21 protein-coding genes are annotated in these 20,600 nt (G+C 58.5%); 16 read left to right on the top strand and 5 right to left on the bottom strand.

Annotation, left to right across the window (positions count from 1 at the left end; all coding sequences use genetic code 11):
* The first annotated feature begins 41 nt into the window (after positions 1-41).
* On the top strand, positions 42-1,112 hold the full coding sequence (locus tag L6418_RS11725; RefSeq protein WP_237247105.1) for a GGDEF domain-containing protein: 1,071 nt from the start codon (positions 42-44) through the stop codon (positions 1,110-1,112).
* 29 nt (positions 1,113-1,141) lie between these two features.
* Here the strand turns inward: L6418_RS11725 and L6418_RS11720 are convergent, their stop codons facing one another.
* The 4 genes from L6418_RS11720 to gpmI are packed head-to-tail and all read right to left on the bottom strand — an operon-like array spanning position 1,142 to position 5,632.
* Positions 1,142-1,543, bottom strand: coding sequence for a hypothetical protein (locus L6418_RS11720; RefSeq protein WP_237247104.1), 402 nt, complete (start codon positions 1,541-1,543; stop codon positions 1,142-1,144).
* A 4-nt stretch (positions 1,544-1,547) separates the two neighbouring features.
* On the bottom strand, positions 1,548-2,945 hold the full coding sequence (locus L6418_RS11715; protein WP_237247103.1) for a S41 family peptidase: 1,398 nt from the start codon (positions 2,943-2,945) through the stop codon (positions 1,548-1,550).
* Positions 2,946-2,960: 15 nt separating this feature from the next.
* Positions 2,961-4,085, bottom strand: coding sequence for a murein hydrolase activator EnvC (locus tag L6418_RS11710; protein ID WP_237247102.1), 1,125 nt, complete (start codon positions 4,083-4,085; stop codon positions 2,961-2,963).
* Positions 4,082-5,632 carry a 2,3-bisphosphoglycerate-independent phosphoglycerate mutase gene (gene gpmI, locus L6418_RS11705; RefSeq protein ID WP_237247101.1) on the bottom strand — a complete coding sequence of 517 codons (1,551 nt, stop codon included), beginning with the start codon at positions 5,630-5,632 and terminating at the stop codon, positions 4,082-4,084. The genes L6418_RS11710 and gpmI overlap by 4 nt, the downstream gene beginning before the upstream one ends.
* Positions 5,633-5,768: 136 nt before the next feature.
* Between gpmI and L6418_RS11700 the strand changes: the two genes are divergently transcribed.
* The 10 genes from L6418_RS11700 (at position 5,769) to L6418_RS11655 (ending at position 14,993) form a co-directional block, all read left to right on the top strand.
* A complete protein-coding gene (locus L6418_RS11700) occupies positions 5,769-6,071 on the top strand; it encodes a metalloregulator ArsR/SmtB family transcription factor (RefSeq protein WP_237247100.1) in 303 nt (100 codons plus the stop codon).
* A 104-nt stretch (positions 6,072-6,175) separates the two neighbouring features.
* On the top strand, positions 6,176-7,210 hold the full coding sequence (locus L6418_RS11695; RefSeq protein ID WP_237247099.1) for an efflux RND transporter periplasmic adaptor subunit: 1,035 nt from the start codon (positions 6,176-6,178) through the stop codon (positions 7,208-7,210).
* On the top strand, positions 7,207-10,410 hold the full coding sequence (locus L6418_RS11690) for an efflux RND transporter permease subunit (RefSeq protein WP_332875545.1): 3,204 nt from the start codon (positions 7,207-7,209) through the stop codon (positions 10,408-10,410). The genes L6418_RS11695 and L6418_RS11690 overlap by 4 nt, the downstream gene beginning before the upstream one ends.
* 28 nt (positions 10,411-10,438) lie before the next feature.
* Positions 10,439-10,648, top strand: coding sequence for a DUF2892 domain-containing protein (locus L6418_RS11685; RefSeq protein ID WP_237247098.1), 210 nt, complete (start codon positions 10,439-10,441; stop codon positions 10,646-10,648).
* On the top strand, positions 10,642-12,435 hold the full coding sequence (locus L6418_RS11680) for a PglL family O-oligosaccharyltransferase (RefSeq protein ID WP_237247097.1): 1,794 nt from the start codon (positions 10,642-10,644) through the stop codon (positions 12,433-12,435). The genes L6418_RS11685 and L6418_RS11680 overlap by 7 nt, the downstream gene beginning before the upstream one ends.
* Complete coding sequence (locus tag L6418_RS11675; RefSeq protein ID WP_237247096.1) at positions 12,413-12,826, top strand: rhodanese-like domain-containing protein; 414 nt, start codon at positions 12,413-12,415, stop codon at positions 12,824-12,826. The genes L6418_RS11680 and L6418_RS11675 overlap by 23 nt, the downstream gene beginning before the upstream one ends.
* A complete protein-coding gene (gene grxC, locus L6418_RS11670) occupies positions 12,826-13,089 on the top strand; it encodes a glutaredoxin 3 (protein ID WP_237247095.1) in 264 nt (87 codons plus the stop codon). The genes L6418_RS11675 and grxC overlap by 1 nt, the downstream gene beginning before the upstream one ends.
* A 10-nt stretch (positions 13,090-13,099) precedes the next feature.
* Complete coding sequence (gene secB / locus L6418_RS11665; RefSeq protein WP_237247094.1) at positions 13,100-13,567, top strand: protein-export chaperone SecB; 468 nt, start codon at positions 13,100-13,102, stop codon at positions 13,565-13,567.
* Entirely contained in the window at positions 13,567-14,001 is a 435-nt protein-coding gene (locus L6418_RS11660; protein WP_237247093.1) for an SH3 domain-containing protein, read from the top strand. Before secB ends, L6418_RS11660 begins: the two co-directional genes overlap by 1 nt.
* On the top strand, positions 14,001-14,993 hold the full coding sequence (locus L6418_RS11655) for an NAD(P)H-dependent glycerol-3-phosphate dehydrogenase (protein ID WP_237247092.1): 993 nt from the start codon (positions 14,001-14,003) through the stop codon (positions 14,991-14,993). The genes L6418_RS11660 and L6418_RS11655 overlap by 1 nt, the downstream gene beginning before the upstream one ends.
* On the opposite strand, the gene L6418_RS11650 is transcribed toward L6418_RS11655, so the two are convergent.
* On the bottom strand, positions 14,966-15,451 hold the full coding sequence (locus tag L6418_RS11650) for a tRNA (cytidine(34)-2'-O)-methyltransferase (protein WP_237247091.1): 486 nt from the start codon (positions 15,449-15,451) through the stop codon (positions 14,966-14,968). The genes L6418_RS11655 and L6418_RS11650 overlap by 28 nt on opposite strands.
* A gap of 93 nt (positions 15,452-15,544) precedes the next feature.
* Here L6418_RS11650 and L6418_RS11645 point away from each other — a divergent pair, with 93 nt between their 5' ends.
* From L6418_RS11645 to L6418_RS13455, 5 genes are all read left to right on the top strand, one after another.
* On the top strand, positions 15,545-17,248 hold the full coding sequence (locus tag L6418_RS11645; RefSeq protein WP_237247090.1) for a GspE/PulE family protein: 1,704 nt from the start codon (positions 15,545-15,547) through the stop codon (positions 17,246-17,248).
* The gene (locus tag L6418_RS11640) at positions 17,248-18,489 is read left to right on the top strand and encodes a type II secretion system F family protein (RefSeq protein WP_237247089.1); all 1,242 of its coding nucleotides are present in this window, start codon (positions 17,248-17,250) and stop codon (positions 18,487-18,489) included. The genes L6418_RS11645 and L6418_RS11640 overlap by 1 nt, the downstream gene beginning before the upstream one ends.
* Positions 18,486-19,082: a type II secretion system protein gene (locus L6418_RS11635; protein WP_237247088.1), complete on the top strand. Its 597-nt coding sequence runs from the start codon at positions 18,486-18,488 to the stop codon at positions 19,080-19,082. Before L6418_RS11640 ends, L6418_RS11635 begins: the two co-directional genes overlap by 4 nt.
* A gap of 142 nt (positions 19,083-19,224) precedes the next feature.
* The gene (locus L6418_RS11630) at positions 19,225-19,842 is read left to right on the top strand and encodes a hypothetical protein (RefSeq protein WP_237247087.1); all 618 of its coding nucleotides are present in this window, start codon (positions 19,225-19,227) and stop codon (positions 19,840-19,842) included.
* A 196-nt stretch (positions 19,843-20,038) separates the two neighbouring features.
* Positions 20,039-20,473, top strand: coding sequence for a type II secretion system protein (locus tag L6418_RS13455; RefSeq protein ID WP_269807813.1), 435 nt, complete (start codon positions 20,039-20,041; stop codon positions 20,471-20,473).
* Positions 20,474-20,600: the final 127 nt, after the last annotated feature.

Here is a 20,600-nt window from a genome sequence, read left to right as displayed (position 1 = left end):
GTAGGCTACCGCGAGACAGTCGCATCCTGGGAGTCTCCGGCATGACCCGATATTCCGTTGAGCGTTTCAGAGCAGCCGTATTCCATATGTACCTGCGTGTGGCAGTAGCGGTCACCTTTCCCCTGTCGGTTCTTTACTTTCTGTTTGTGGCAACACCCGACAAGGGCGGAGTGCCGTTTGCCTTTGCGCTGTTTGCTGCGTGGCTGAAATGGCGTACGCGACACGACAGTGAAGAATCCCTGCGTTACGCAGGCTGGTTTTTGCTGATGCTCATGTGCTTGATGCTCTATGGCACATATGTCAGCAATGAAAAACTGCATCAGGAAGTCTGGATGATGATATTCCCGATCGCTTTCGCACCCATCGTGGCGGAGCGCGAGCGTATTATCTGGATCGTGGTAGGGGCGCTGAGTCTGTCAGCGGTCTCGATGCTGCGCCTGGAACCGCTCACCTTGATGTCTACCTTTGTGTTTTTGAGCGCATACCTGACCCTGGGCTTGATCACCATGATGCTGGTGCGGCACAACGAGCAGAATATCGAGCGCCTGGCGCACCTGACGATCACCGATCCGCTTACCAGAACCTTTAACCGCGGCTACCTGAAAGAGGTGATGGCAAGCGAGATCAATCGCTGCAGGCGCGGCGGCCAGGCGCTGACAGTGATCATGCTGGATATCGACCACTTCAAGATGTTCAACGATACCTATGGTCACCTATTTGGCGATAGCGTACTTGAACAAGTGGCGGAGTCGCTGATGAAGTCGGCGCAACGGGCCGGCGACTACGTATTCCGTTACGGCGGCGAGGAGTTCTGCATCCTCACTTCCGGGCTGGATCGCGATGAATCCTGGCAATTCACCGAGAAGTTGCGCTTGAGCATCTATGCCTTGAATATCGAGAATCGGCAATCTCCGCATCGCCGCCTGACTGCATCGGCTGGTTTTTGGTGTGTGACAGAACTGGACGAAATTACAACGAGCGCGTTGCTGCTGAATGCCGACAATGCGCTATACCGGGCCAAGGAAGCGGGCCGCGACCGGGTGGTTGATTTCGAGGATATCCCGACGGCAGAAAAGACCGGATCGACCAGGTTGCAAGGCTCGCCAGCCTGAACGGCCGGCATGCCTTGGGCCGGGCGATTCTATTTGAATTCGCGCAGTTCTTTCGGGGTGTCGTCGTGATTGCCGTGCGGATGCAGTTCGTAGGCCTTGACGAATATCTCTTGCGAATTGTTCTTGGTGCGGGGTTCGGGGGTTTTCAGGTTGTGGTACTGCACGTCTTCGCAGTAATAGATCATCTGCTTCTTGATGTTGCCGAGCAGGCTGGACTGCAGGCGAAAGCCTTCCCGTATCAGCGCTTTTTCCAGGGCCTCCAGCGAGTAATGCTGGAGGCTGTAGCGGATCAGCAGGCTGTTGGGATACGGTCCCATCTCGACGTGAAAATTATCCAGTCCGACCAGCAGCAGGTATACCGAGAAGAGCTGGTTGGCCGGCTCTTCGCAGAAGAACAGCAAACGTTCCTTTTGCAGTTCGAACGGATTCATTGCATCATTTCCCGCGCAATATGCTCATTCCCTTAAGCAGATTCAAAGCCTGATTCAGCTGGTAATCGTTCTTTGCGCCGAATTCGGCGACCTCGACCTTGCCAGCGTCGCCGTCCTTGGCCTTGGTTTGTTGTCCCTTGGCGGGCTTGGCTGTCGGCTCGCTCTTGTCTTCTCCCTGGCTATTGCTCAGGTGCTTGTCCAGATCGACCTCGCGCAAGCGGAAGGCGTTGTCGAAGCCGGCAGTGGCCGGATCTTCCACCACGATGTCCGGCACGATGCCCTTGGCCTGAATGGAGCGCCCGCTCGGTGTGTAATAGCGTGCAGTCGTCAGTTTGATGGCGGTGTTGTTGCCTAGTGGCAGGATGGTTTGTACGGAGCCTTTGCCGAACGACTGGGTGCCCATGATGACGGCACGCTTCTGATCCTGTAATGCGCCCGCCACGATTTCGGAGGCCGAGGCCGAGCCGCCATTAACCAGCACAACCATCGGGACGGTCTTGAAAGCTTCCGGCAAATCTTTCAGGTAATCGCTCTTGCCGCTGCCGCGCAGGTAATTGTCCGGGCTGGCGGTCAGGCGCATCTTGGCATCTTCAGTTCGCCCTTCGGTATAGACGACCAGCGCATCTTTGGGCAGGAAAGCGGCCGATACTGCGACCGCGCCGGTGAGCAGTCCGCCCGGATCGTTGCGCAGGTCGAGCACCAATCCCTGCAATGGGCCATTGTTCTGTTTCTGCAGGTTCTGCAGTGCCGTTGCAAGGTTCTCGCCGGTGTGTTCCTGGAACTGGGTCACGCGAACGAAACCGAAGCCCGGTTCCGCCAGCTTGGATTTCACGCTCTGCACCTTGATGACCGCGCGCGTCACGCTGATCTGCAGCGGTTTCGGTTCGTTCTTGCGCACGATGGTGAGCAGGATGGAGCTGCCCGGTTTGCCGCGCATGCGCTTCACCGCATCGTTCAGGGTGAGTCCTTTTACCAGCGTGTCGTCCAGCTTGATGATGAGGTCGCCGCTCTTTACGCCGGCATTGAAGGCAGGGGTGTCCTCAATCGGAGAAATGACCTTGACCAGCCCGTCTTCCATGCCGACTTCGATGCCCAGTCCGCCAAATTCGCCTTGCGTACCGACCTGCAGTTCCTTGAAGGCGTCGGCGTCCAGATAGGCGGAATGCGGATCGAGGCCGCTCAGCATGCCGTTGATTGCCGATGTGATCAGGGTCTTGTCGCTGACGGGCTCGACATAATCGCTCTTGATGCGTCCGAACACTTCCGAGAAGGCGCGCAATTCTTCGACCGGCAGGGAAAGCTCGGTATCTTTGTCGGCGACAGCGGAAAATTGCAGGCTGACCAGAATTCCTGCCACCAGTCCAATGCCGATGAGACCATATTCTTTGAGGCGACGACTCATTTGATTTTCCTTGTTTTAATGCCTGACCCATTTGCCTGGGTCGAAGGGTTTGCCTTCGAAACGCAGCTCGAAGTATAAACCGGAATCCTGGTTGCCGCCGCTACTGCCGACGGTTGCTATCACGTCGCCACTGTGCAGGCTGTCACCCACCTGCTTGTACAGGGTCTCGTTGTTGCCATACAGGCTCATGTAGCCCTGGCCATGATCGATGATGAGCAGATTACCGAAGCCGCGCAGCCAGTCGGCATACACTACCTGTCCGGCGGCCACTGCCTTGACGGGCTGGTTGGGCGCTGCACGCAGGAACCAGCCGGTCCATGCCATGGTGCTCTCCGGACGTCGCGCCCCGAACTTGTTGCCTATTTTGCCCTTGACCGGCAATACCAATCTTCCCCTGAGGGATTTGAACGGGACGTTGTCGGTGTGAGCGTCAGGCAGGGCGTGCGCCAGCTTGTCGATCAATTGTGACAGACGGTTCTCGTTGTGCTGCAAACGCCCAATTTCGCGACGTTGCTGTTTGAGCTGAAACGCGATCTTGTTCAGCACCTGCTGGCGGGCGCGCCGGTCCTGCTCGAGATGCTGCCGCTGCCCCTGTTCTTCGGCCCGCAAATCGGATATCTCGGCACGTTTCCGGTTGACCTGATCGGTCACCGCCTGCAATTGGGCCAGGCCATTGCGCAGCGACTTCAGCGTTGTGGCACGGTCGCGTGCGATGTATTCGTAATAGCGGAATTCACGTGCAACCTGGTTGGGGTCGCTGTTGTTGAGCAGGAGCTTGAGATATTCCTGGTCGCCCCCGTCCAGGTATTGCTGGTATAGCAGCCGCCCCAGCATGGCCTGCTGGCCTTGCAGTTCCTTGTCCATCGCTGCTGCGCGCTGCTGCAATGACGCCAATTCGCGGTTAGCCGCTTGCTGCTGTTGCGCGAGCTCGTGCAGCCTGCGGTTGCTGTCGCTGATGGCACGTTCGGATTCGCGCAATCCATCCGCAACCTCGGATTTCGATTCGCTGGTTTTGTCGAACTCCTGCTGCAACGCAGCGATGCGTTTGCGCAACTTCTCGAGATCATCCGCCTGCGCGGCGTGTGCTGTCCCTGTCAGCAGCAGGAGGGGCAGCAGAACGAAACGCAGCGCAGCGATCACAGAATATGGATGAGCGACTTGCCGGTCATTTCCGGAGGTTGTGGCAGTCCCATCATTGCCAGCAAGGTGGGGGCGACATCCTGTAGTGCGCCTGTTCCGGTCGGCGCAATGTTCGCCTTGCGCCCGATATAGATGAACGGAACCGGATTGAGGGTGTGTGCAGTGTGCGCCTGGTGTGTCGTGCGATCCAGCATCTGTTCGGCATTGCCGTGGTCGGCGGTGATAAGAACTTCGCCGCCGCATTCCAGCATCGCCTTCACCACGCGACCGATGCAGACATCCAGCGCTTCCACCGCCGTGACTGCAGCGTCCATGATGCCGCTGTGGCCTACCATGTCGCCGTTAGCGTAATTGCACAGGATGGCCTGGTACTGCCGGCTGCGAATGGCTGCTTCCAGTTTGTCGGTGACTTCGAATGCGCTCATTTCTGGCTTCAGGTCGTAAGTGGCGACTTTGGGTGAGGGCACGAGGATGCGGTCTTCGCCGGGGAAAGGTTGCTCCTTGCCGCCGTTCATGAAATAAGTGACATGTGCATATTTTTCTGTTTCGGCGATACGCAGCTGCTTCAGCCCCAGATTGGACAGGTATTCGCCGAAACTGTTGTGGATTTCGTCGGCGGTATATGCGCACGGCAGGTGAAAATCTTCACCGTAACTGCTTAACGTGGTGAAGTTCGCCAGCCTGGGGAAGCGGCTGCGGGTAAAACCTTCGAACTTCTCCTCGGTCAGGGCGCGGGTGATTTCTCGTGCCCGGTCGGCACGGAAGTTCATGAAAACGGCCACGTCTCCATCCTGCATCGCGATGGGGTCGCCGACGATGGTGGCCTGCACGAACTCGTCGTTTTCACCGCGTGCATAAGCAGATTCCAGTGCGGCCTGCGGAGTGGCTGCATGGTATGGAGCCTTGCCGGAAGCAAGCATGTCGTAGGCGATCTGCACGCGTTCCCAGCGATTGTCCCTGTCCATTGCGAAGTAACGCCCGACCATGCTGGCGATGCGCCCGGCACCGAGTTGCGCACATTTGTCCTGCAGCGCCTGCAGCGATTGCGCTGCGCTGCGCGGTGGCGTGTCGCGTCCGTCGAGGAAGGCGTGGATGAATATTTTCTTTAATCCTGTGCGCGCTGCCAGTTCCAGCATGGCGTGGATATGCGCCTCATGGCTATGCACCCCTCCCGGGGAGAGCAGGCCGAGGATGTGCAGTGCAGTGTCGTGCTGTTTGGCCGTTGTCGCTGCCTGCAGTAACGCTGGATTGCCGAAGAAGCTGCCGTTCTCGATGGCCAAGTCGACTTTGGTCAGGTCTTGGTATACCACGCGGCCGGCGCCAATGTTCAGATGGCCTACCTCGGAATTGCCCATTTGCCCGTTAGGTAGCCCGACATGCAATTCGGAAGCGTTGATTAAAGTATGCGGATACTCACTCCAGATTTTTTCCCAGTTCGGTTTGTGCGCGTGGGCGACAGCGTTGAAGTCGGCATCTTCGCGATAGCCGAAGCCGTCGAGTATGAGCAGTAAGACGGGAGTGATAGCTTGAGTAGGATGGTTGGTCATGCTGGCTTTTTTGTCACCAAAATATCAAAATATAAGCGGTTGCTAATCTACGGTGTTTTGACGCAATACTTTTAAGGTGTAATTTTAGCTGATTTCGGGGCGCTATACGCCCCGCATCCAATGACGGCAGGCAAATATGACGAACGCACTGATTGATAAAGACGAACACATTCTGCAAGCATCGCTGGCGATGAAGGCTATCGCCCACCCTTTGCGATTAAAGATACTCTGCGTACTGGCGGACAGCGAACTGAGTGTCCAGGAGATCGTGGATAGTGTGGGAACCTCGCAAAGCAATATTTCCCAGCACCTCGCCATCCTGCGGGACAAAGGAGTATTGTCGACGCGTAAGGACGCCAACAGGGTGTTCTATCGTATCGGCGATCCGCGTACCCTCCGGCTGGTGGGGATGATGCGCGATGTGTTCTGTACTGTATAAGAGGCCCTGACCAGATTCCGGTATTTGAGTATTGCGGGTGTGGGGTTGGCATAGCATATTAGAATATGCTAATATACAAAGACACTATTTCCTGAGGTAAGGCAATGAAACTGAATCTTGGTCTGTTTTTTGGTTTGTCGGTCTGCCTGTTCGCACCAGTCCAGGCGGCGGAGCCGCTGGCGACCGCTGCGGTGCAGTTGCGCGAAGTCGAGCAGACATACAGTATAGACGGCGTGGTCGAGGCGACACGCCAATCCACCGTGTCGGCCCAGATATCGGGTCGCGTGAAGGCGATCTATTTCGATGTCGGGGATCGCGTCAGCAAGGGGCAGGTCATCCTGCGCATCGACGAGCGCGAGGCAAACCAGGCCTTGGCGGGCAGCAGGGCACAATTGTCGCAGGCGGAGGCGGCATTGCAGAATGCGCGGCTGAACTACGAGCGCTCAAAGCAGCTGTTCGAACAGAAATTCATCAGCCAGGCGGCACTGGACAAGGCCAAGTCGGATTACGAAGTGGCGAAGGCTCAGGCAGCGGCGAGCGAGGCGGGTGCGGAGCAATCGGCCCTGGCACAGAGCTACACATCCGTGCTTGCGCCCTATCCCGGCGTGGTAGCCGCGCGCCTGGTGGAGCTGGGCGAGATGGTGACTGTGGGCAAGCCATTGATGACCGGCTTCGATCCGTCGCAACTGCGGGTCATTGCCAGTGTGCCGCAAGAAAAACTCAAGGATATCGGCAGCCATCCCGTCGTGACGGTGGAAGTCCCTTCGCTGGAGCGCTGGATCAAGGCCGCTTCGGTCACAGTGCAGCCTTCGGCGGATGTGCGCACGCACAGTACTCAGGTGCGCGTCGATCTGCCAGCCAACCAGGCTAACCTCTATCCCGGGATGTTCGTGCGCACGCATTTTGTGGTGGGCAAAGAGAAGAAAATGCTGATTCCCAATAGTGCGGTCGTACATCGCAGTGAGGTCGTGGCGGTATATGTGGTGGACGAGAAGGATGTGCCGCACCTGCGTCAGGTACGCCTGGGCGAGGTGAACGAACAGAATGAGATCGAGGTGTTGGCCGGTTTGAATATCGGCGAACGTGTTGCCCGCGATGCGGTGAAGGCCGGGATGGCGGCCGCGGAGAGCAAGCGATGAGCATGGGCGTTTCCGGTCGTATCGCCAGGATATTCCTTCACTCCCAGATGACGCCATTGCTGGCGCTGGTGGCGGTCCTGCTCGGCCTGTTCGCAGTGCTGGTGACGCCGCGCGAAGAAGAGCCGCAGATCAACGTCACCATGGCCAACGTGCTGATCGCCTATCCGGGGGCATCGGCGCAGGATGTGGCAAACACGGTGGCGACGCCTGCCGAGCAGGTACTGTCACAGATCGCCGGCGTCGATCACGTGTATTCGGTGTCGCAGCCGGGCATGGCTGTACTGACGGTGCAATTCAAGGTGGGGGAGCAGCACGTCCCATCGCTGGTGAAGCTGTATGACGTCATCCTGTCGCACGCCGATTGGCTGCCTCCGACACTGGGCGTGTCCCAGCCCATCATTAAGGCCAAGGGCATCGACGATGTGCCGGTACTGGCGGTCACGCTGTGGCGCGAGAATGGCATCGGCGGGGTGGCGCTGACGCAGGTTGCGCATGCCATCGAAGCGGAATTGAAGCGAGTCGGCGGCACCCGCGAAGTGTCGACCCTGGGAACGACGCCGCGCGTAGTCCGGGTGTTGCTCGATCCGGAAGCCCTGAATGCGCACCAGCTCTCGGTGCAGGAAGTGCGTAATGCACTGCAGGCATCCAATGTCTCCCAGAGTGCGGGTAATCTGGTGCAGAACAATCGCGAGGTGCTGGTGCAGACGGGCGTTTTCCTCAGCGATGCCCGGGAAGTCAGCCAGTTGGTGGTCGGGGTGACCGACGGTAAACCGGTATTCCTGCGCGACGTTGCTGAAATACTGGATGGTGCCGACCAGCCGACCAGTTATGTGTGGATGGGTTCGGGAGCGGCAGGAGAAGACAAGAACATCAAGGCCAAGGGCGAGTTCGGTGCGGTGACCATCGCGGTGACCAAGAAGCCGGGCGAGAACGCAGTCGATGTTGCCGACAAGCTGCTGCATCGCGTGGACGAGTTGAAGGGCAGCGTGATTCCCGACGACGTGAAAGTGACCGTTACGCGCAACTACGGCGAGACCGCCAACGACAAGGCGATGAAGCTCATCAAGAAATTGTTCTTCGCCACTTTTGCCGTGGTCGCCTTGGTGTGGTTTGCGCTTGGCCGGCGCGAAGCCGCGATCGTCGGCGTGGCCGTGCTGCTGACCCTGGCGGTGACGCTGTTTGCATCCTGGGCTTATGGTTTTACGCTGAATCGAGTGTCCCTGTTCGCGCTGATCTTCTCCATCGGCATCCTGGTCGACGACGCGATCGTGGTGGTCGAGAATATCCACCGGCGCCGCGAACTGGCCCAGCATCAGCCATTGTCGGAAATCATCCCGGAGGCTGTGGACGAGGTCGGCAGCCCGACTATCCTGGCTACCTTTACCGTCATTGCGGCGCTGCTGCCGATGGCGTTCGTCAGCGGCCTGATGGGACCCTACATGAGCCCGATCCCGATCAATGCCAGCATGGGCATGCTGATCTCGCTGGCGATCGCCTTCATCATCACGCCCTGGCTGGCGCACAAGCTGGCAGCCCCGCACCATGCGGTGGTCAAGGACGAACGCGACAGCAAGATCATGCACTTTTTCCGCAACCGTCTGTCGCCGTTCCTGAACAAGGAGCACGGCAAGCCGGCGCGCCGCAAGCTGTGGCTGGGAATCATGGGGGCTCTGCTGTTCGCGGTGTCTCTGGCCGTGGTCAAGCTGGTGGTGCTGAAGATGCTGCCATTCGACAATAAATCCGAGTTTCAGGTGGTGGTCGACATGCAGAGCGGTACGGCGCTGGAGCAGACCGCCGGCGTGATGCATGAGATCGGCGCATATCTGGCGACCGTGCCGGAAGTGACGGATTACGAGGCCTACGCGGGAACGGCTTCGCCCATCAATTTCAACGGACTGGTGCGTCAATACTATCTGCGCAGTGCGGCGGAGCAGGGCGATATACAAGTCAACCTGCAGGACAAGCACCATCGTTCCCGCAGCAGCCATCAAATCGCCACTGCGGTGCGCGAGCCGATCGAAAAGATCGCCAAGGTCTGGGGCGCAAAGGTCAAGGTTGTCGAGGTGCCGCCGGGACCGCCGGTGATGTCGCCCATCGTCGCCGAGATATACGGACCGGAATATAACGGCACCCGCCAGGTGGCGACCAAGGTGCGCGAGCAGTTTGTCGCCACCCCCGACATCGTCGGCATTGATGATACCGTGAGCGAGGTCGCCGCCAAGGAGGTGTTGCGCGTGATGCAGAGCAAGGCAGCCCTGCTCGGCGTGGCCCAGCGCGATATCGTGGATGCGGTTCAGGTCGCCTTGTCGGGGCAGGATGTGACCGCGCTGCACGATGCCGATGCGAAGTATGCGCCGCCGATACGCCTGGGATTGCCCGCGGAGAAGCGCAGTCGCATCGATGACGTGCTGAAGCTCAAGGTTCGCGCTCGCGACGGTGCGATGGTGCCCCTGTCGGAGGTGGTGCAGGTGGTGAAGATGCAGCGCGATTATCCGATCTACCACAAGGACCTGCTGCCGGTGGTCTATGTGACCGGCGATATGGCCGGCAAGCTGGATAGTCCGTTGTATGGCATGTTCGGCATCAACGGCAAGACCAGCGGCATGGATCTGGAGCAGGGCGGCAAGCTGCAATCCTATTTCATCAAGCAGCCTTCGGATCCCTATTCGAGCTATGCATTGAAGTGGGATGGCGAATGGCAGGTCACCTATGAGACCTTCCGTGACATGGGCATCGCTTATGCCGTGGGGCTGGTGCTGATCTACCTGCTGGTGGTGGCGCAGTTCAAGAGCTACATAGTGCCGCTGGTCATCATGGCGCCGATCCCGCTTACCATCATCGGCGTAATGCCCGGACATGCGCTATTCGGCGCGCAGTTCACCGCAACCTCGATGATCGGCATGATCGCCTTGGCCGGCATCATCGTGCGGAACTCCATTCTGCTGGTGGATTTCGTCAATCTGCAGCTGCGGGATGGCGTGGATCTGCAGCATGCGGTGATCAACGCTGCCGCGGCGCGCGCCAAGCCGATCCTGTTGACCGGGCTGGCGGCCATGCTGGGAGCATTGTTCATCCTGGACGACCCCATCTTCAATGGCCTGGCCTTGTCGCTGATCTTCGGCATCCTGGTGTCGACCTTGCTGACGCTGATCGTCATCCCGGTGCTTTATTACGCAACGCTGTACAAGAAATTCCAGTAAAATCGTCAAACGTTAAGGAGCTTTGAGCATGAACGCAGAACGTATCGTCCGTATCGTCGCAGGTGGATTCATCTTGCTGTCGCTGGCGCTGGGCGTGGAAGCCAGTCCGTTGTTTGTCAGCAAATATTTCCTGTTTTTCACCGCCTTTGTGGGGCTGAACCTGTTTCAGAGCGGTTTCACACAGATTTGCCCATTGAATAACATCCTCGCCCGCCTAGGCGTCAAAGGCAGTTGCTAAACAAAAACCCTTCCTTTTCGCTAACACTCGCCCACATCAGCCTGGCCTTCGTAGGCCTGATGTGGGTTTTGCCTTTTCTGTACTACAAGCACGACTATCCCATCACCACTTTTTATCAGGAGTGGGGGGCGGGGTTGCTCGGCCTGTGCGCGTTGCCGCTGTTGTTGACCACGCGCTATTGGCAAGCGCCGGAAATACCGCGCATCGTGATGCTGCCCATCGGGCTGATGCTATTGCTGATGCTCCAATTCCTGGTGGGGCGGATTGCGTATTTCGATCACGTGATGCTGCTGGTGTTGTACTTCCTGTTCGCCGCCTTGCTCGTCATGTTGGGGCAGCGCCTGCGGGTGGAATTGGGGTTGCCGGCTGCGGCAACGACCTTGGCAGTGTTCCTGCTGTGCGGCGCGGAACTGGGCACGCTGACAGGCATCCTGCAGCATTTTCGCTGGAACACCTTCCTGAACCCGTTTGTTGTCATGAAGACTTCCAATGCGGTGTATGGCAATACTGCCCAGCCTAATCATTATGCGGATTACCTCGCGCTGGGCATGATCTCGCTGGGGGTGCTGCATGTTCGCTGGTCCATGCGTATCTGGCAAACCGGATTGTTGGCGATCCCGATGCTGTTCGTCATGGTGCTGTCGGGTTCGCGCAGTTCATGGCTGTACCTGATCGCTGTCGTTGTTTTGTCTTACCTCTGGCAACGCCGCGATAAGGCGTTGCGCCCGTTGCTGCATTTCAGCCTCGTTTTGCTGCTGGGATTTGCGCTCATGCATTTCGTGGTGCAGATTCCTTGGCTGGAAGGCGCAACCGGCAGTATAACGACGACAGAACGGCTGTTTGGCGACAACGCCAGCGGCGCAATCCGCGTGTTCTTGTGGCGCGAGGCAGGGCTGATCTTTGCCCATTTCACCATGATAGGGGCGGGGTTCGGGCAGTTTGCATTCCAGCACCTGCAGCTGGCAGCGGAGATGCGCAACCCCGGTGTGGTCGGCCTGTACAACAATGCGCACAATCTGGTGATGCAGATCGCGGCAGAAGGCGGTCTGGTCGGCCTGGCGATATTGTTTGGCACGTTGGCCCTGTGGTTCAGGCAATCGGTCATGCGCAACGCGCAGTTCACGCTTTATCACTGGTGGGGCTATGCATTGCTGACGGTGCTGGGGATACACAGCCTGCTCGAATATCCGCTGTGGTACCTCTATTTCATTGGGATTGCCGCCATCTTGCTGGGCATGTTCGATACGACGACTTACCGTCTGGAGTTGCGCGGTCTCGGGCGTGTCTCGGTCGCCTTGATGCTGCTGCTGGGAGTGATATCGTTGCTGCAGGTGGAGCAGGGATACCAGCGGCTTGAGAATGCCCTGGCTTTGCGCGGAAAATCGGCAACGGATCCCAGTCTGGTGCAACACACGCGCGAGGAACTGCTGGTGGTACATGAGTACACTTTGTTGAGCTCATATTCCGAGTTGTTCATCGCGACCATGATGGAGCCCAGTGCGGACCACCTGCAGGAAAAAATCGAGTTGAACGAACGGGCACTCAGATTCATTCCGGTTGCGCCGGCCGCCTATAATCAGGCGTTGCTGCTGGGGCTGTCGGACCGGATGGGGGAGGCCAGGGCGCAATTGGAACGCGCGATCTGGGCTTATCCCGCCGATTATCCGACGGCGCATGCTGCATTGGAGCGGCTGGCGCGTAACGACCCCGCGCACTTTTCCGCTCTGTTAGAATTCGCCACCCAAAAATACGAGGAGTATCGACGTGCTGCAATTCCTGCAAAATAACATCTGGACGGTTCTTATCACGCTGGTCAGCGGCGCGATGCTGTTCTGGTCGTTCTTTGGCAACCGACTGCGCGGTATCCGCGAGGTCGATCATATCGCTGCCACGCAGCTCATCAACCACAAGAGTGCGCTGGTACTGGATGTGCGCGAACAGGGCGAATACGATGCTGGGCATATCGTGAACAGCAAGCTTATTCCGCTGGGCAAGCTGTTGGAGCGTATCGGCGAGCTGGAAAAATATCGCGAACGTCCCATCGTGGTCGTTTGCCGCAGCGGGCAGCGGTCTGCTTCGGCATGCGCCTTGCTGGGCAAGGAAGGCTTTGCACAAGCGCACAATCTGAACGGCGGCGTCATGGCCTGGCAGAAGGCCGGTCAGCCTCTGGAGAGATGATGGCAAAGATCGTCATGTATTGCACGGAGGTCTGCCCATATTGCGTTCGCGCCGAACACCTGTTGCAGCGCAAGGGCATTAAGGACATCGAGAAGATCCGCATCGACCTGCAGCCCGAATTGCGCGAGGTGATGATAGCGAAAACCGGTCGCCGCACCGTCCCGCAGATATTCATCAACGGCGAACATGTCGGCGGATTTGACGATATGGCGGCGCTGGATCGGGCCGGTAAACTGGATGCCATGTTGGCGCACAATCCCTGAGGAAGAGGCTATGACTGAAGCAGCACAAGCAAACACGCAACCCGTCTTCAATATCGAGAAATTGTATGTGAAGGATCTGTCGCTGGAAGTCCCGGGCGCACCCGAGATATTCCTGGAGCGCGAAAATCCGCAGATAGACCTGCAACTGCATACGCAAGCAGCCGCCATCCAGGACGGCGTGTTCGATGTCACTGTCACCGTCACCGTGACTGCCAAGCTGGCCGAGAAGGACAAGGTGCTGTTCCTGATCGAGGCCAAGCAGGCCGGGATATTCCAGATTCGCAACCTGCCTGCTGAAGATATGGAGACTGTGCTGGCAGTGGCATGTCCCAATATCCTCTATCCCTATTTGCGTGAAGTGGTGTCGGATGTCGCAGTGCGCGGCGGGTTTGCGCCGGTGCTGCTGAATCCGATCAACTTTGAAGCGCTCTTCCAGCAACAGAAGCAGGCGCAGGCCGCGGAGGCGGTCAAGCACTGATGAGGCGTACGGCGACAGCGCTGCTGCTGTTGGGCGTGAGCCTGTCGTCTCACGCCTTCGATTTCGTCTCGGTTGCCGAGCCGGCCATTCTGTACGATGCCAATTCGCTCAAGGCGAAGAAACTGTTCGTCGCCACGCGTTTTCTGCCGCTGGAGCAGGTGGTGGAATTGGCCAACTGGGTCAAGGTGCGCGACAACTCGGGCAAGCTGTTCTGGATCGAGAAGCGGCAGCTGAGCAGCAAGCGATATGTCATGGTGACGGTCCCGCTTACCATCGTGCGCAGCAGCCCAGACGAGGGGGGCGAGGTGGTGTTCAAGGCCGCGCAGCAACTCGGGCTGGAATGGCTGGGTAACACCGGTACCGGCTGGGTCAAGGTGCGACACGAGGACGGCAGCACGGGTTACCTGAAATCCGGCGACGTGTGGGGCGACTGATGAAAGTCGCAATACTGGGTTCCGGCGCATGGGGAACCGCCCTGGCAGTCAGTTTCGCCTCGCGCCATCAAGTCAGCCTGTGGGCGCGCGATGCAAGCCTGGTCGAGACGATGCGGGGCTCACGGCACAACCAGCGCTATCTCCCCGATATTGAACTGCCTTCCGGGCTGCACCTTTCTTCCAATCTGGACGAGACCCTGGCGGGAGCAGAGCTGGTCATCGTGGCGGTGCCGGTGGCGGCGCTGCGCGATACGTTGCAGCAGATCGCCAAGCGGGCTGTGCCCGTGCCGGTGATCTGGCTATGCAAGGGTTTCGAGAGCGGTACTTCGCAACTTCCGCATCAGATCGTGGCCGACACCTTGCCTGCTTCCTTTCCGCGCGGCGTGTTGTCCGGGCCGAGTTTTGCCCAGGAAGTCGCGCGCAACCTGCCCACGGCACTGACGCTGGCGTCCGGCGATGGCGAGTTTGCACAGCGCACGGCGAAGGCATTGCACCACTCCCGTTTGCGCATTTATTCCAGTACCGATGTGGTGGGGGTCGAGATCGGCGGTGCGATCAAGAACGTGCTGGCCATCGCCGCCGGCATCTGCGACGGCATGCGCATGGGGCTCAACGCGCGCGCCGCCCTGCTGACGCGCGGACTGGCCGAGATGACGCGGCTGGGGCTGCAGATGGGCGGACGTGCCGAGACACTGGGGGGATTGTCCGGCGTGGGCGACCTGATCCTCACTTGCACGGGGGATCTTTCGCGCAACCGCCAGGTCGGCATGCTGCTGGCGCAACACAAGTCGCTGCCCAACATCCTCGACGAACTGGGGCATGTGGCCGAAGGCGTTTACACCGCACGCGAGGTCCATCGCATCGCCCGGCAGCATGGCGTCGAGATGCCGATCTGCGAAGCGGTGTATCGTGTGCTGTACGAAAACCTGGCGGCCGACCAGGCCGTCGAAATGTTGCTCAGCCGTCAGCCGGGCAGCGAATTCATGGGCTGACTGCCCGCGTAGCCGCATTGCCGCCAGGCCTCATAGACCGCCACTGCCACCGTATTCGACAGGTTCAGGCTGCGATTGCCCGGCAGCATCGGCAACTTCAATCGCCGTTCAGGCACGAATGCTGCTAATACCTCTGCAGGCAAGCCTCGGCTCTCCGGCCCGAACAGGAATGCATCACCTTGCTGGTAATGCACTTCGTGGTAGGGGTGCGTGGCCTTGGTGGTGAACGCGAAGACGCGAGAGTCCGGCAGACTGTCCAGACATTCGACAAGAGTGTCGTATTCCCGAACACTGGCGTATTCGTGATAGTCCAGCCCGGCCCGGCGCAGGTGCTTGTCATCGAGCAGGAAGCCGAGCGGGCGGATCAGGTGCAGGCGAGCGCCGGTATTTGCGCATAAACGGATGATGTTGCCGGTGTTGGGCGGGATTTCGGGCTCGAACAAGATTACGTTGAACATGAAGAAAACACTCAGAAGGCTTGTCAGTACAGGGAAAAACAGCTAATTTCCGTCCTGTCAGCCAGGGTTTGGGAAAGTCACACAGGGGGAATTATGGCGCGTCCGGAGAAAATCCGCTTAGGCGATCTGCTGGTTCAGCAGAAACTTATTTCGCTGGACCAGCTCCAGTTTGCATTGGAGCAGCAAAAACGCAGCGGACGGAAGCTTGGCCGCGTGCTGGTGGATAACGCCTTCGTCAGCGAAGACCAGATATCCGAGGCGATCGCCAAGCAGCTCAGCATTCCCTACATCAACCTCAAGTACTACAACGTCAATCTCGAGATCGTCCGCCGGCTGCCGGAGAACCAGGCGCGGCGTTTTCGTGCGGTGGCACTGGAAGAGCGTAACGGCGCGCTGCTGGTTGGCATGGCCGACCCGACCGACCTGTTTGCGTTCGACGAGATCGCGCGTCTGCTGAAGCGCGACATCGATGTCGCCGTCGTCACCGAAGGCCAGTTGCTGGAGACCATTGACCGCGTCTATCGCCGCACCGAAGAGATCAGCGGTTTGGCGCGCGAGGTCTCGGAAGAACTGGGCGACAGCTACATCGACTTCGGCACGTTGACCGATTCGGTCGGGCTGGAAGAGGCGCCCGTGGTTAAGTTGCTGCAGACCATGTTCGACGACGCGGCACAGATACGCGCTTCCGACATCCACATCGAGCCGCAGGAGTCGCGGTTGCAGATACGCTTCCGCATCGACGGCGCATTGCACCTGCAAACGGAGACCGACAGCAAGATCGCGCAGGCCTTAGCCTTGCGCCTGAAGTTGATGTCCGGTCTCGATATCTCCGAGAAGCGCCTGCCGCAGGACGGTCGTTTCAACATGCGTGTGCGCGACCAGGCGATCGACGTGCGTATCTCCACCATGCCCACGCAATACGGCGAATCGGTGGTGATGCGACTGCTCAACCAGAGCGGCAGCTTCCTTACGCTGGACAAGCTCGGCATGCCGCCGGACATGCTCAAGCGTTTCCGCGAGATCATCCAGCGCAGCAACGGCATGGTGCTGGTCACCGGCCCCACCGGTAGCGGCAAGACCACCACGCTGTATGCCGGCCTGGCCGAGATCAACACCGTCGACCAGAAGATCATCACCGTGGAAGACCCGGTGGAATACCGGTTGCCGGGCATCAACCAGGTGCAGGTGAACGAGAAGATCGAACTGACATTCTCCCGTGTGCTCAGGTCCGCCCTGCGCCAGGACCCCGACATCATCCTCGTAGGCGAAATGCGCGATGCCGAAACTGCACAGATCGGCATGCGCGCCGCGATGACGGGACACCTCGTATTTTCCACGCTGCACACCCGCGACACGGCCGGTACGCTGTTCCGCCTGGTTGACATGGGGGTGCCGAAATACATGGTCGCCTCTTCGGTGCAGGCCGTGCTGGCCCAGCGCTTGCTGCGCCGCGTGTGCGAAAGCTGCAGCGAGGCGCATATCCCGACTCCCCAGGAGGCGGAATGGTTGCAAGCGGAGGGAGTTGCTCCCGGCGATAGAGGTACGCTGCTGCACGGCCGCGGTTGCTCGCACTGCAATGGCACCGGTTATCACGGTCGCATGGGCGTGTACGAGATGCTGGAGATGGGGCAGGAACTGGTGGATGCTGCGGCGCATGAGGACAGTTCGTATTTCATGCAGGCCGCGCGCAGCCACCTGAAAGGAAGAACCTTGCTCGATGCGGCATTGCGTGAAATGAAGCTGGGACGCACTACGGTCGCAGAAGTGATGCGGATCAGCAATCAAGTGGAAGACTGATGCCGGTATTCGCCTATAAGGGAAGAAGCTCGCGCGGCGATCTGGTGCAGGGCTCGCTGGAGGGCGCAGATAGCGGTGTCGTCGCCGACCAGTTGCTGAACACCGGCATTACGCCGACCGAGATCAAGCTGACCACGCAGGCCGTACGGAGCGGCAGCAATCCCGAGATCAGTTTGTGGAAGCGACTGACGACGGAGAACAAGGTCGATGCGCTGGAACTGATGCTGTTCAGCCGCCAGATGTACACGCTGCTCAAGGCCGGGGTGCCGATCATGCGTGCATTGGCTGGCCTGCAGGAATCCTCGCGTAATCCCGTTTTCTCAGCCATGCTGCAGGATCTGCGCGAAAGCCTGGACAGCGGGCGTGAGCTTTCCACCGCGCTGCGCCGCCATCCCAAGATATTCTCCCCGTTCTACCTCAGCATGGTGCAGGTCGGCGAAATGACCGGCATGCTGGATGTCACCTTCCTGCGCCTGTACGAGCATCTCGAATTCGAGAGGGACATGAAGGAGCGCATCAAGTCTGCAGTGCGCTACCCGATGTTCGTGCTGATCGCGATGGCCGTTGCCATCGTCATCGTCAACATCTTCGTCATCCCCGCGTTTGCCAAGGTGTTTGAGGGCTTCCATGCCGAGTTGCCGCTGATGACCCGGATCCTGATGGGTTTTTCCGGTTTCATGGTGCATTACTGGCCCATTCTGCTGGCGGTGGTGGTCGGTGCGGTGGTCGCATTTCGCTCATGGATCGGCACTGTGGACGGGCGCTATAAATGGGATCGTTACAAGTTCCAGATCCCGATCGCCGGACGGATCATCATGAAAGCCACGCTGGCGCGTTTTGCGCGCAGCCTGGCGCTGTCTTTCAAGAGCGGCGTTCCCATCGTGCAGGGGTTGAATTCCGTCGCGCTGGTGGTGGATAACGAATTCATGCGCAGCCGTGTGGAACAGATGCGCGACGGCGTTGAGCGTGGCGAGAGCATCTTGCGCACGGCGACGGCGACCGGGGTGTTCAACCCCACCGTCCTGCAAATGATCGCCGTGGGCGAAGAGACGGGCGACATGGACGGCCTCATGTTCGAGATCGCCGGCATGTACGAGCGCGAAGTGGAATACGAGATCAAGACCCTGAGCGCGAACATCGAGCCCATCCTGATTGTCCTGCTGGGCGGCCTGGTATTGGTGCTGGCGCTGGGTATCTTCCTGCCGATGTGGGATCTGGGCAAGGTGGCATTGCATCGATGATCAACCCGGTACGGAGTGCTGAGTACCAAGTGCGGAGTGGCGCGCGTGCCACTCCGCACTCCGCACTCCGCACTCAAAACTGTCATGGCTTCACCCTCCTCGAACTCATCGTCGTTGTTTCCATTGTGGCGATCCTGGCGGGCCTGTTCCTCAGCCGTATCCCGTATTACCAGGAACAGGCTGAGAAGACGGCCATGGAGCAGGTCGTCGGGGCATTGCAAAGCGCCTTGGTGATGCGGACGGGTTCCTTGATGGTGCACGGTGCGGCCAACGCAAAGGAACTCAATGCGCTTGCCAACGACAATCCGATGAACTGGTTGCAGCAGAAGCCCGGCAGTTATGCGGGCGAATTTTTTGATCCGACGGACAGGACGGTCATGCCGGGACACTGGATGTTCGACCTGAAGTCGCACGACCTGATCTATGTGCTGGAGCGCAGCGATTATTTCACGCCCGGCAAGGATGGCCGGAAATGGATACGCTTCCACGTCCAATTGCAGTTCGAGCTTCCGGCTGGCGTGGCGGCGAGCGGTCCGAAAGAATTGGCTTCATCCCTGTTTATACCTGTCGAGCCTTATCGCTGGCTTGATTGAGCAGCGAATATGCCAAACCGGCGATAGCTTGACTCGTTTGCAGAAGAGGGGGAACTGCTGCACCTACAGTCACAGCTGCGCTATGATGCAGGAGGGTCAGCATAGTGCCTGTCCTGTCGGACTAATGCGCGAGGTGCCAAGATTGAGTCCAATCGTCGAATCGTTGTTATTGCGTTCCTTTGTCATTTTCCTGATGGTGGGCGGCCTGGCGGGCCTGGTCGTCGGTGTGCTGCTGATCTTCAGTCCGCATCGCATCAGCGCAATCGGCATCGTCCTCAATCGCTGGATATCCACTCGGCACATAAATCAGGCACTGGATCGTACGGTGACGCTAGACCCCTGGTTCTACCGCCATCACCGCACCAGTGCGGGACTGATCCTGCTGGCTGCAGGATATATCCTCTATGCTTTCACTGTCGGTCTGGATCGGCACAGCGCCGTCATCGAGTTCGCCAGGCGATTCAACCTGCCTGCCGGTTTGGCGAGTGGATTGCTGGATGGGCTGGTGCTTGCAACATTGCTGGGCGCATTGCTGGCGATTTTCGTCAGTTTGTTCCTGCTGCTGCGCCCCAGCCTGTTGCGCGATTTCGAACAGGCTTCGAATCGCTGGATTTCGCTGCGCAAGGCATTGAAACCCATGGAGATCCGCCGTACCGGCTTGGATGAATATGTCCTCAAACATGCCCGTCAGGCCGGTATCCTGTTGATGATCGGCAGTCTGTATGTGCTGGCACTGCTGGCGACCTGGATCGGACATTAATGTCGACTTCCCGTCAGCAAACCCTTTAAATTTGCGCCATAACCCATTGCTGCGAGGCAATTTTATATTTGCAACCTGGCACGATTTTAGCTACATTTGACAGAGACCGATTATGACGTTGGACGTTGCGACGCTCGACGAAAGAAATCAGTCCGATAAAATGGGGCTGCGGCCCCTAACATTTAGGAGAGATATTATGAAAAAGCAACAAGGTTTTACATTGATCGAATTGATCGTGGTGATCGTGATTCTGGGTATCTTGGCAGCAACAGCACTACCAAGATTCTTGGATGTTCAGCAGTCTGCAAAAGTTGCGGCGCTTACTGGTGCGGCTGGCGCGATTAATTCAGCTGCTAACTTGGCGCACGCAGCGCAATTGGTTGCCGGTACAGCATCTAATGCTTCGGTCACATTGGGAGGATCTACTGTGACTATGATTAATGGTTATCCAGATACCAATACGGCAACCGGTATATTGTTTGCGGCTAACATTACAGCTAATGATTGGACGGTGACTGGCGGTAATACCGTTCAATTGAAAAATGGCCCATCGGCCACCTGTCAAGTGGTTTATACCCCGGCGACGGCTACTCTTGGTCCTCAGGTTGTCACTACCTCTTCGGGTTGCTAAAAAATATTTCTGAGGCTTGCGTAAGGTAGATTTTATTTGTGCAAGCGACTGATCCGATGTTAGTGCGGGGGGGGGCGAAGCCCCCCCCCGGTTTTTATATGAAGTATGTTTGCTTTACTGTAAACGA

Source organism: Sideroxyarcus emersonii, from assembly GCF_021654335.1.
In the GTDB taxonomy this organism is placed as follows: domain Bacteria; phylum Pseudomonadota; class Gammaproteobacteria; order Burkholderiales; family Gallionellaceae; genus Sideroxyarcus; species Sideroxyarcus emersonii.
The sequence above is the reverse complement of the archived record's forward strand: the minus strand, read 5'-3'. Positions and strand labels throughout refer to the sequence as shown.

Excerpts from the sequence above, each read along its gene's own strand:
- L6418_RS11650 (WP_237247091.1), bottom strand. The coding sequence starts at position 15,451 with ATGTTCAACGTAATCTTGTTCGAGCCCGAAATCCCGCCCAACACCGGC.
- L6418_RS11660 (WP_237247093.1), top strand. The coding sequence starts at position 13,567 with ATGAGGCGTACGGCGACAGCGCTGCTGCTGTTGGGCGTGAGCCTGTCG.
- L6418_RS11640 (WP_237247089.1), top strand. The coding sequence starts at position 17,248 with ATGCCGGTATTCGCCTATAAGGGAAGAAGCTCGCGCGGCGATCTGGTG.
- L6418_RS11695 (WP_237247099.1), top strand. The coding sequence starts at position 6,176 with ATGAAACTGAATCTTGGTCTGTTTTTTGGTTTGTCGGTCTGCCTGTTC.
- L6418_RS11685 (WP_237247098.1), top strand. The coding sequence starts at position 10,439 with ATGAACGCAGAACGTATCGTCCGTATCGTCGCAGGTGGATTCATCTTG.
- L6418_RS11725 (WP_237247105.1), top strand. The coding sequence starts at position 42 with ATGACCCGATATTCCGTTGAGCGTTTCAGAGCAGCCGTATTCCATATG.
- L6418_RS11690 (WP_332875545.1), top strand. The coding sequence starts at position 7,207 with ATGAGCATGGGCGTTTCCGGTCGTATCGCCAGGATATTCCTTCACTCC.
- L6418_RS13455 (WP_269807813.1), top strand. The coding sequence starts at position 20,039 with ATGAAAAAGCAACAAGGTTTTACATTGATCGAATTGATCGTGGTGATC.
- secB (WP_237247094.1), top strand. The coding sequence starts at position 13,100 with ATGACTGAAGCAGCACAAGCAAACACGCAACCCGTCTTCAATATCGAG.
- L6418_RS11720 (WP_237247104.1), bottom strand. The coding sequence starts at position 1,543 with ATGAATCCGTTCGAACTGCAAAAGGAACGTTTGCTGTTCTTCTGCGAA.
- L6418_RS11700 (WP_237247100.1), top strand. The coding sequence starts at position 5,769 with ATGACGAACGCACTGATTGATAAAGACGAACACATTCTGCAAGCATCG.
- gpmI (WP_237247101.1), bottom strand. The coding sequence starts at position 5,632 with ATGACCAACCATCCTACTCAAGCTATCACTCCCGTCTTACTGCTCATA.
- L6418_RS11645 (WP_237247090.1), top strand. The coding sequence starts at position 15,545 with ATGGCGCGTCCGGAGAAAATCCGCTTAGGCGATCTGCTGGTTCAGCAG.
- L6418_RS11715 (WP_237247103.1), bottom strand. The coding sequence starts at position 2,945 with ATGAGTCGTCGCCTCAAAGAATATGGTCTCATCGGCATTGGACTGGTG.
- L6418_RS11655 (WP_237247092.1), top strand. The coding sequence starts at position 14,001 with ATGAAAGTCGCAATACTGGGTTCCGGCGCATGGGGAACCGCCCTGGCA.
- grxC (WP_237247095.1), top strand. The coding sequence starts at position 12,826 with ATGGCAAAGATCGTCATGTATTGCACGGAGGTCTGCCCATATTGCGTT.
- L6418_RS11635 (WP_237247088.1), top strand. The coding sequence starts at position 18,486 with ATGATCAACCCGGTACGGAGTGCTGAGTACCAAGTGCGGAGTGGCGCG.